Origin of the sequence: Pseudomonas sp. PS02303 (assembly GCF_029959925.1) — a bacterium.
GTDB classification, from domain to species: domain Bacteria; phylum Pseudomonadota; class Gammaproteobacteria; order Pseudomonadales; family Pseudomonadaceae; genus Aquipseudomonas; species Aquipseudomonas mandelii.
Map to the genome: position 1 here is coordinate 1 of NZ_JASCOM010000215.1, position 9,974 is coordinate 9,974.

The 9,974-nt window shown below is 62.5% G+C and carries 10 protein-coding genes; 3 read left to right on the plus strand and 7 right to left on the minus strand.

Annotated features, from left to right (window positions below; all coding sequences use genetic code 11):
* Positions 1-127 precede the first annotated feature (127 nt).
* The 3 genes from QMX98_RS27760 (at position 128) to QMX98_RS27770 (ending at position 3,269) form a co-directional block, all read left to right on the plus strand.
* Positions 128-1,441, plus strand: a complete 1,314-nt coding sequence (locus tag QMX98_RS27760) for an MFS transporter (RefSeq protein WP_102595068.1) — start codon at positions 128-130, stop codon at positions 1,439-1,441.
* Between the two features lie 16 nt (positions 1,442-1,457).
* Entirely contained in the window at positions 1,458-2,573 is a 1,116-nt protein-coding gene (locus QMX98_RS27765; RefSeq protein WP_221106277.1) for an NAD(P)/FAD-dependent oxidoreductase, read from the plus strand.
* Positions 2,574-2,675: 102 nt separating this feature from the next.
* Positions 2,676-3,269: a DinB family protein gene (locus tag QMX98_RS27770; RefSeq protein ID WP_200666387.1), complete on the plus strand. Its 594-nt coding sequence runs from the start codon at positions 2,676-2,678 to the stop codon at positions 3,267-3,269.
* On the opposite strand, the gene QMX98_RS27775 is transcribed toward QMX98_RS27770, so the two are convergent.
* The 7 genes from QMX98_RS27775 to QMX98_RS27805 form a co-directional block, all read right to left on the minus strand.
* Positions 3,190-4,110 carry a LysR substrate-binding domain-containing protein gene (locus tag QMX98_RS27775; RefSeq protein WP_010455251.1) on the minus strand — a complete coding sequence of 307 codons (921 nt, stop codon included), beginning with the start codon at positions 4,108-4,110 and terminating at the stop codon, positions 3,190-3,192. The two genes, QMX98_RS27770 and QMX98_RS27775, sit on opposite strands and share 80 nt — an antisense overlap.
* 426 nt (positions 4,111-4,536) lie before the next feature.
* On the minus strand, positions 4,537-4,896 hold the full coding sequence (locus QMX98_RS27780) for a hypothetical protein (protein ID WP_282411690.1): 360 nt from the start codon (positions 4,894-4,896) through the stop codon (positions 4,537-4,539).
* Positions 4,897-5,452: 556 nt separating this feature from the next.
* A complete protein-coding gene (locus tag QMX98_RS27785; protein ID WP_102595069.1) occupies positions 5,453-6,664 on the minus strand; it encodes a CoA transferase in 1,212 nt (403 codons plus the stop codon).
* Positions 6,665-6,683: 19 nt separating this feature from the next.
* Positions 6,684-7,490 carry an enoyl-CoA hydratase-related protein gene (locus QMX98_RS27790; RefSeq protein WP_102595070.1) on the minus strand — a complete coding sequence of 269 codons (807 nt, stop codon included), beginning with the start codon at positions 7,488-7,490 and terminating at the stop codon, positions 6,684-6,686.
* Positions 7,491-7,500: 10 nt separating this feature from the next.
* Positions 7,501-8,265, minus strand: coding sequence for an SDR family NAD(P)-dependent oxidoreductase (locus QMX98_RS27795; protein ID WP_282411691.1), 765 nt, complete (start codon positions 8,263-8,265; stop codon positions 7,501-7,503).
* A gap of 4 nt (positions 8,266-8,269) precedes the next feature.
* Positions 8,270-9,415: a thiolase family protein gene (locus tag QMX98_RS27800; protein ID WP_102595072.1), complete on the minus strand. Its 1,146-nt coding sequence runs from the start codon at positions 9,413-9,415 to the stop codon at positions 8,270-8,272.
* A complete protein-coding gene (locus tag QMX98_RS27805; RefSeq protein ID WP_010455240.1) occupies positions 9,412-9,771 on the minus strand; it encodes an OB-fold domain-containing protein in 360 nt (119 codons plus the stop codon). The genes QMX98_RS27800 and QMX98_RS27805 overlap by 4 nt, the downstream gene beginning before the upstream one ends.
* Between the last annotated feature and the right edge of the window lie 203 nt (positions 9,772-9,974).

A 9,974-nucleotide genomic window follows, 5' to 3' on the forward strand; every position in this document is an offset into this window, starting at 1 on the left:
GGCGATGTGTCATTAACAATGATGTCCACTGACACTCCGCCTTCGCGGGCAAGCCTCGCTCCTACTGGTTTTGCGTTAATAGGCGGGTATTGGGCCGCTTGCACCCACAACAACAAGAGCGCCCCTCATGAACAATCCGAGTGCCGAAACCCTGCGGCTCGCCGCCGCGTCTGCCACCGAGCGTCCGACCAGCGTGCGCTGGCGGATCTTCCTCATCATGTTGCTGCTGACCGCCATCAACTACATCGACCGCGCTTCGCTGTCGGTGGCCTTGCCGCTGATTTCCAGTGAGTTCCAGATCCCTCCCGCGCTGGAAGGTTTGATGCTCAGTGCGTTTTTCTGGTCGTACGCATTGATGCAGATTCCCGGCGGCATGCTGCTGGACCGTTTTCAGACCCGTCGCGTCATCGTCATCGCGACTGTCGCCTGGGGTGCCTTCCAGGCCTTGGCTGCCGGTGCGCACAACTGGATCACGCTGTTGATTACGCGCATGGGGCTGGGCATCGCCGAGTCGCCGATCATGCCGGCCGGGGCCAAACTCAACGGCGCCTGGCTGACTCCCAACGAACGCGGACGTGGCGCGGTGCTGGTCGATGGCGGCGCACCGCTGGGCAGTGCTTTCGGCGCGATCATCATTGCCGGGTTGATCGGCTGGTTCGATTCCTGGCGCATCGCCTTCGTGATCGCCGGCATCGGCACCATGCTTGCCGGTGTACTGGCGTGGAAATACATCCGCAACCATCCCAGCGAACACCCCGGTGTCAACGCGGCGGAACTGGCGCACATCACCGAAGGCAATCGCAAAGTCAGCCAACCCGGCACGGTGACCAGCATCCCCCTCAAAGAGCTGCTCAAGGACCGTTCGGTGCTGGCGATGTTCGCCGGTTACTGCTGCATTCTCAGCGTGTTCTACGGTTTGCTGACCTGGATGCCGAGCTACCTGCACCAGACCCACGGCCTGAACATTTCGAGCATGGGCGGTGCGACCTTCCTGATTTTCATGTGCGGTTTCGTCGGCGAGCTGGTGGGCGGTTATCTGGGGGATAAATGGAAAACCAGCGGCGCCTCGCCCAACCTGGTGATGCGCAGCATGTTCAGTGGTTCGGCGCTGGTCGCGGCCCTGTGCATGCTGGCGGTGGCCTATACCAATGAAGCCGGCAAGGCCATCGGTCTGCTCTGCGTGGCGATGTTTTTCATTCGCTGGTGCGGCATGTACTGGTGCATTCCGTCGATCCTCGGCGGCACCTCGAAAACCGGTGTGCTGGCCGGCACCATGAACTTCTGCGGCAACATGGCCGGGGTTATCGTGCCGATCCTGATCGGATTGATCGTGCAGTTCACCGGCTCGTATTTCCTGGTGCTGATCTTCTTCGTGGTCATGGCCATGCTGCTGGCGATATTCTCCAGCCTGATCGATTATCGGGAACGAGGGCTGGCTTGACATGAGCGGAGGGCAGGTGAGCGTCGATATCGAATGCGTGGTGGTCGGCGCCGGCGTGGTTGGTCTGGCGGTGACCAGGGCGCTGGCCCGCAGCGGGCGGGAAGTGATCCTGATCGAAGCCGGCGAGGGGATTGGTGTGGGTATCAGTTCGCGCAATTCAGAAGTGATCCACGCCGGCATCTATTACCCGAGCGGCAGCCTGAAGGCGCAATTGTGCGTGGAGGGCAAGCATCGCCTGTACGCCTTTTGCGAGGAGCGCGGTGTCGATTACCAGCGCCTGGGCAAGTTGATCGTGGCCACCGATGACAGCCAGTGCGCGGCCTTGCAGAGGTTGCTGGAGCAGGGCCGGCGCAATGGCGTCGATGACTTGCAATGGCTGGACGCCGGGCAGGCACGGTCGCTTGAACCGGCGCTGTCCTGCGTCGCCGCGCTCTGGTCGCCGTCCACCGGGATCGTCGATTCCCATACGCTGATGCTGGCGCTTCAGGCAGACGCCGAAGCCTCGGGCACCTCGATTGCCTTGCACACGCCGTTGGTGTCCGCCCGTTGCACCGAACAAGGTTTCGAATTGCACATGGGCGGCGCACAGCCGATGACCTTGACCTGTCGCGAGTTGATCAATTGCGCCGGTTTGTCCGCGCCGGAGGTGGCGAGCCGGATCGAAGGCTTGCCGACGCAATACGTTCCCGAGGCACGCCTGTGCAAGGGCAGTTATTTCAGTTTCAGTGGCCGGGCGCCGTTCCGGCATCTGGTGTATCCGGCACCGGAGAGCGCCGGCCTGGGTGTGCACATGACCCTCGACCTTGGCGGGCAGGCGCGTTTCGGGCCGGACGTCGAATGGGTCGACCATGTCGATTACCGCGTCGATCCGCGCCGGGTCGACGGGTTCTATCAGGCCATCCGCCGCTACTGGCCGACGTTACCCGATAACAGCCTGCAACCCGCCTACAGCGGCATCCGCCCGAAGATTTCCGGCCCGACCGAACCGGCCGCCGACTTCCTCATCAGCGGCCCGGTCGAGCATGGTGTGCCGGGATTGGTGAATCTGTTCGGTATCGAATCACCGGGCCTCACCAGCTGCCTGGCGCTGGCTGATCGGGTGGTACAACGCCTGACACCGCATTCCCTGTAGCAGCTGTCGCGTTGCGGTGAGGTGCCGGTTATCAGCGTCTGCGCTGCCAGCCGCCGAGCGGTCTATGCTTGCCAGTGTGCCCATCGTAATGGGAGAACTCTGATGATCAACATACGCACTGCCCGCATGCTTGCCGATTACAAGCAATGGGCCGACCAGCGCCTCTTTGACAGCCTGGCCGCGCTGCCGCCAGGGGAGGTCAACAAAGAGCGGGTGTCGGTGTTCAAGAACATGATCGGTACCCTGAATCACATCTATGTCGTGGACTGCATCTGGCAGGCTCACCTCGAAGGCCGAGGGCACGGCTTCAAAACCTCACACGATCTGCTCCATCCCGACCTGGCTGATTTGCGCATGGCGCAAAAGGACATCGATCACTGGTATTGCAACTGGAGCGCAAGGCAGACCGAGAGGTCGCTGGATAAGCCGGTCGAGTTCACGTTCGTCTCCGGCGAGAGCGGCACCATGAGCGCCGGCGCGATGCTGCTGCACGTGGTCAATCACGCCAGTTACCACCGCGGCTGGGTGATCCAGATGTATTTCGACATCCCGGCGATGCCACCGATGACCGACCTGCCGATCTTCCTGCGCGAGACCGATCCGGCTTTCAACGCGCTCAAAGCACCGGCAACTCAGCCGACATGTGTTGCGCAATTCGCGAACGCAACCAACGTTCTGCCGGGTCGTTATCGTTGACCCCGTTCCAGACCATGGAAAGTTCGGAGAGCACGATGTCAAACGGCGGGTCGTCGGCCCGCAGCTGGTTGCTGCCTTCGATCAGCGCACACGCCGCGTAATCCGGCACCGTGGCCAGCAGGTCGGTGCCGGCCAGCAGGGCACGCAACCCGGCGAATTGCGGTACCGCCAGCACCACCCGCCGCGAGCGGCCGATGCGCGCCAGATCGTTGTCGATGGCACCGGTCAAGTCTCCGGAAAAAGACACCAGCGCATGAGGGCGTTCGCAATACTCATCCAGGGTCAGGGGGCCGGGACGGTTGTCGCCACGCAGAATCTTCACGCTCAGGTCGCGCAATTTCTTGCGCTTGGCATTGGCCGGCAGCTCCGTGGTGTAACTGATCCCGACGGAAATCTCCCCGGAGGCGAGCATCGGTGACATCAGCAAGTAATTCACCCTTCGCACCACCACCACGACGTTCTGCGCCTCTTCGCGTATTTGCTTGAGCAGCGGCGGAAACAGACCGAACTCGGCGTCGTCGGACAAGCCGATGCGGAACACATCGCGGCTGGTGGACGGGTCGAAATCCTTGGCCCGGCTGACCGCACCGGAAATGGTGTCCATCGCCGGCTGCAACTCCTTGAGAATCGCCAACGCCCGTTGGGTCGGCTCCAACACCCGACCGTTGCGCACCAGCAGCGGGTCGTCGAACAGATCGCGCAACTTGGCCAGCGAAGCACTGACAGCGGGCTGACCGAGGAACAGTTTCTCCCCGGCCCGGGTCAGGTTCTTCTCGAACATCAACGTTTCGAAAATCACCAGCAGGTTCATGTCCACGCGGCGCAGGTCGTTGCGGTTCATGTGGGGGTACTCGCAGGGTTTTTGGGTCTTTTCAGTAAAGCATCAAACCCTGTGGCGAGAGAGCACCGGTGATGAGGGGGTTACCTGTGATGCAAAAACCACATGAAATGAAAGGGCCACCTGCTGTGAAGGGATTTACCTGTGGCGAGGGGGGAGCGAAACGTCGCACCGTCCCGTTCGGCTGCGCAGCAGTCGTAAATCCTATACCCGCGGTTTACCTGAATCACCGCAGTTGCAGGTTTTGGGGCCGCTGCGCGACCCAGCGGGAGCAAGCTCCCTCGCCACAGGGTTTTGTAAGTTCCACGAGAAAAGGGGATGCATCTATTTATCTGTCCGCTATCTATACGCTGTGCCGCGAAGCGGCCCCGGAAAAATGGGACCGCTGCACAATTCAACGTCAGTTATTCACTCACCGCAGAGCGGCACTTATATAGGCAGATCGATCTTATCCAACACCCGGTTCGCCGTGATCTCCGCCATCATGATGCTGTTGGAAATCCCCAGCAGGGCGTAGCGCGACTCTCCCTCCAGGTGATCCACCAACTGGTGGACCATCAGGTCGACTGAGGCGAGTATTTCGACCAGATAAACCGCCAGGGTTTCGGCCGTGGCCTCGGGGTCTACGGAGAACAGAGTGCTGCGGGTTCGCGGGGTGGCTTTGATGTCGGCGTTCGATGGGAAGTGGAAGTCGAGGGCGCGCTCGGCGGCTTCGTTGAGTTTTTTTGAATCGGGTTCGTAGGGGGAGACCGGATCGGTGTCCGGTGGGTTGGGCGTTACTTTGAACATATGCTGAGTTTCCAAATTGGGTGCCACCCCTCTTGCGACTAAACGTAAGGGGAGGCAGCTGCACGCAGGTTAGTCGACCGGGAAACTCAGCAATCCGGCGCGCCCGAGAGCGCCCTGCGTACAGCCACCATCAGATACAGGAATGAAAGACCTGCATGACAGATGCACGCACAACTGAGTTAGCACGGGCGACTAAACCCGATCACTGATGAGCAGTGACGGGAATCAAGTTACCGAGCGGCCCCAAGGCGCACAAGCCGGCGGATTCTGGCGTAGCCGTAGGCAACGGCGCAAGGATTTGTAGCTTTCAGGACGTATCTTTGAGGTGGTTTAAACAAACACCGTTTCACGCTTAAACAGACGAGCGCGATAAGTGGCCGGATGTGTCCATACACAACACTCTGTGGCGAGGGAGCTTGCTCCCGCCGTCCGATCCGCGCTCGGGCGCAGCAGGCGCCAAACCATCCAACGCGGTCATCCTGACAGTGCGCGCTTGCAGGTTTTGGGGCCGCTGCGCGACCCAGCGGGAGCAAGCTCCCTCGCCACAGGGACTCGGTCAGGCCAACTCCACCTCTGGACAATGCATCGCATTGGACGCCAGCAAATCGGCAATCTCATCCTCAGAAAAGTCGAACTCACGCAACACCGACCGCGAGTGCTGGCCATTCTCCGGCGCCGGCGCATACGGCGTTTGCGCGGCTTCGAGGCTGTTGACCGGAAACCCCGGTACCCGAACCACGCCATGCTGCGGGTGGTGCAGTTCCACGAGCATGCCATTGCTGGCGATTTGCGGATGGGCCAGCACGTCGTTGTAATCGCTGACCCTGGAGCAAAGGATGTCGGCCTCGCGCAGCACCGCTAGCCAATGGGCCACCGGCCGGGTGTGGAACACGTCGGTCAGTGCCGCGCACATGGCTTCACGGTTAACCACCCGTTGCGCCGAGCTGGCAAAACGCGGGTCGTCGATCCACTCCGGGTGCCCGAGCACCCTGCTCAGGGTCGGCCAGCGATTGCCGTTGTACGCCGCGACCATCAACCAGCCATCCGCCGCCTCAAAGGCTTCGTTCGGAGCAGAGTAGGGCGCGGCGCTGCCGATGCGGGTCGGCAGCTTGCCGTCGCAGAGGAAGCTCGCCAGCGACGCTTGTTGCAGCGCCAGGGCCGAGTTCATCAGGCTGACGTCGAGGTGGCCGCCCAGGCCGTCCTTTTCTCGGGCATGCAGCTTGGCCAACACGGCCATGCATGCCATATAACCGGTGACCACATCCACCACCGGCGCTTGCACCTTGGAGGGCGCCGAGTTCGGCGTGCCGATCAGGCTCATCAGGCCGGAATCGGCTTGCAGAATGCCGTCGACGCCCGCCCGATCGGCATACGGTCCTTCCTGCCCGTAGGCGGAAATCGAGCAGTAGATCAGGTCCGGTTTCAGTGCAGCCAGGTCCTCATAACCCAGTCCCAGTCGAGCCATGACGCCAGGGCGCATGCTTTCGACCAGTACGTCGGCTTGCAGCACCAGTCGTTTGATCACTGCGGCGCTGTCCGGGTGTTTCAGGTCCAGGCTCATACCCAGCTTGCCGCGATTGAACGCGTGATACAGCGCGCTATCCTCGCCAACCCACGCCGGGCCGAGGGTACGGCCCAGTTCGCCTTCGTGGGATTCGATCTTGATCACCCGCGCGCCCATGTCGGCCATCAGCATGGTTGCCGTGGGGCCGGCGGCGATCTGGGTGAAATCGAGGACGGTCAGACCGTCCAGAGCGGTACGTAACATGTTCGCCTCCTCGGGCGCTTCAGCGGCCCGTGTAATGCGGTGCGCGTTTTTCGGCAAACGCCTGCCGGCCTTCGAGACGATCCTCGGTGTCGCGCAACACGCCCCAATACAATTCGGTCAAACGCTGGGCGTCGCTGTCGCTCAAGTGCGCGGTACTGCGGGCCAGGGTTTGCAAGGCCTGGATCGCCAGCGGTGCCTGGCGGGCAATCTGCTCGGCCAGGATCATCGCCCGATGCAACAGGGCCTCGTGGCTGTCCAGACGCTCGGAGATCAAGCCAATAGCGCAGGCCTGCCACGCATCGATGCGCGACCCGGTTAACGCCATCTGCATCGCATGGGCGGGCGGCACCGCGCGCATCAAACGATGCAGGCCGCTGACCGCCGGAATCGATCCGACGGCGGCTTCCGGCAGACCGAACGTCGCACTGGCACTGGCAATGCGCAGGTCGCATTGCAACGCCAGCTCCAGGCCGCCGCCCAGGCAATGGCCATTGATGGCGGCAATCAGCGGCTTGTGCAGGTCGAGGTCGGCAAGGTCCATCTGGCGGATGTAAAGCCCGGCGTCTGCGGCGGGTTCGTTGGCCAGGAACAGCGCCTCGGCATAGGAGGCCGAGGAGGCCCGCGTACTTTTCAGGTCGGCGCCGACGCAAAACGCCCGTTCACCGCTGCCGGTGATCACGGCCACACGCAGTTCCCGGCGGTCGCGTACTTCACGTAGATGGCCGCGCAAGGCCTGGAGGGAATCCAGGTCCAGCGCATTCAGGGCTTGCGGGCGGTCGATCGTGATCAGGGCCACAGGGCCGTGGACTTCCAAAGTGACTGACATGGCGTCCACCTCACACGCTGGCCGAGGACAGACTGCGTCCGCCGCACACATACAGGGTTTGCCCGGTGACGTAGCTGCTGGCCGGGGCGAGGAAAAACTCCACGGCATTGGCAATGTCGTCCGGGGTGCCGATGCGTTTTACCGGCACCGTGTCCTTGAGTTTTGCCTGCACCTCAGGCGTGAAACTCTGGAACAGCGGCGTATCGACGATGCCCGGGGCGATGGCGTTGACGGTGATGCCTTTGGCCGCGAACTCGATGGCCAGGCTACGGGTCAGGCTGACCACGCCGCCCTTGGCCGCCGAGTAATTGGCCTGGCCGAAACCGCCCAGCCAGGCCCGGGACGACATGTTGACGATGCGCCCGAGGCCTTTCTCCAGCATCAGTGGCAGGGCCGCTTTGCAGCAGAGAAATTGCGCCCGCAGATTGGTGTCCACCACCAGGTCCCAGTCCTGTTCGGTCATGTTCAGGAAGCGTTTGTCGCGGACCACGCCGGCGTTGTTCACCAGAAAATCCAGGCGACCGTGGGCTTCGTGGATCTGCGTGAAGGCGGCGTTGACCGACTCGCCTTCGGTCAGGTCCAGCGCAATTCCGGCGACCTTCAAGTCTTCGGCGTTCATCGCGCTGACACTGCTGTTCAGCGCCTGTTCGTCGCGATCCAGCAGGTAGACAAACACCCCTTGATGCGCCAGTCGTTGGGCAATGGTCAGGCCGATCCCGCGAGCAGCGCCGGTGACGACGGCGACCTGGCCGGCCGCAAAGTGTTGGTTGTTCATGGCTTCAGACTCCCAGGATGTGCACGGCTGACGCCGCGTGGTCGACCCCGGCGATACCGCCACCGGTGCATTGCGCCAGGCCCAGGCGCGGAGTGCCGGCTTGGCGGCTGCCGGCGCGGCCTTGCAACTGCCAGAGCAACTCGACCATTTGCGCGACACCGGTGGCGCCCAGTGGATGACCCTTGGCCAACAGACCGCCACTTGGATTGACCGGCACCCGACCACCGAGGGCGGTGGCGCCCGAGTGCAACAGCGAGACCGCTTCGCCCGGTGCGGCCAGCCCGAGGGCTTCGTAATACAGCAGCTCGGCGATGGTGAAGGCGTCGTGCAACTCGACCACACCGATATCGGCCGGGGCGACACCGGCCTGTTCATAGGCCAGGCGTGCGGCGCGTGCGGTGATTTCGGCATCGAGAATGTCTTCGTCACCGCTCTCGCGAAGGCCCGAGACAATGATCGAACCCAGCACCTTGACGTCTTTGGCGTGGGGTCCCGGTTTGTTGCCGAGCACCAGCGCAGCGGCACCGTCCACTTGCGACGGGCAGCACTGCAACAGGGTCAGCGGGTCGGCGATCATGCGCGAGGCGAGCACCTCTTCGAGGCTGACTTCGTTGCGTTGCTGGGCGTATTCGTTGAGCGAACCGTGACGACGATTCTTCACCGCTACAGCGGCCAGATCGGCGGGCTTGGCGTCACGCTCGTGGATGAAACGGGTGGCGCGCATCGCGTAGACCGCTGGCAACACCATGCCTGCCGTGGCGTAGAGGTCGGTCATGCGGTCGTTGCGCTGCATTGGGATCATGCCGCCACCCAATGCGGTCAACTGCTCGATCCCAAACACCAGCACGCGTTCATATTGACCGGCGAGCAAGGCGTGGCGCGCCAGGTGCACCGCCGTCGCGCCGCTGGCACAGGCGTTTTCGATGTTGTAGACCGGAATCCCTTTCAGGCCCAGATCGCGCACGATCACCTGCCCGAGAATCATCCCGCCCAGCACATTGGCGCAGTACACGGCCTGAATGTCGGCCAGCTGCAAGCCGGCATCGGCCACGGCGTCAAGAATTGCGCGCTGGGCCAGTTCCGGGGCCATGACACCGGGGTGACGGCCGAAGACGGTCATGGCGCCGCCCATTACATGCATCTGGCTCATGGACGGGCCTCCTGGGACTGGAAAACGTAGCCGTAGGTGTCGTCGGCAATCACTCGGCATTTTTCGCCAATGGCCGGCACGCCGGGGGTACCGATCAGGCGCCCGAACAAACGCACCGGGCCGGGCAGGTCGACGTAGGCGAGCACGAACGGGGCGAGGCCGCTTTTCGGGCTCGGGTGCATGATGGTGAAGCTGTAGACCTGGCCCTCGACGTCTAGCACGGTGTCGTCGAACTGGTTGCTCAGCGGCGAATCGTCCGGCACGGACGGAAAGAATATTTCGCCGTTGTGGTGATGGCGCGAGGCATGCAGGCCGGGTGGCGTGGACGGCGTCCAGATGGACGTGGAAAAACTCATGATGACCTCCTGTTGTTATGGGCTTGCGAACAAGCTCTGGAGGTCATGGTCGGGCAGGGCAGAAGGCCCGACAAACGATATAAAAACCCGGTTTGGTTGAGAAAAAATCAAGCCATCGGTCAGCCTGGAATACAACACTGTAGGAGTGAGCCTGCTCGCGAAAGCGGTGTGTCAGGCGATAACAATGTCGACTGACACACCGC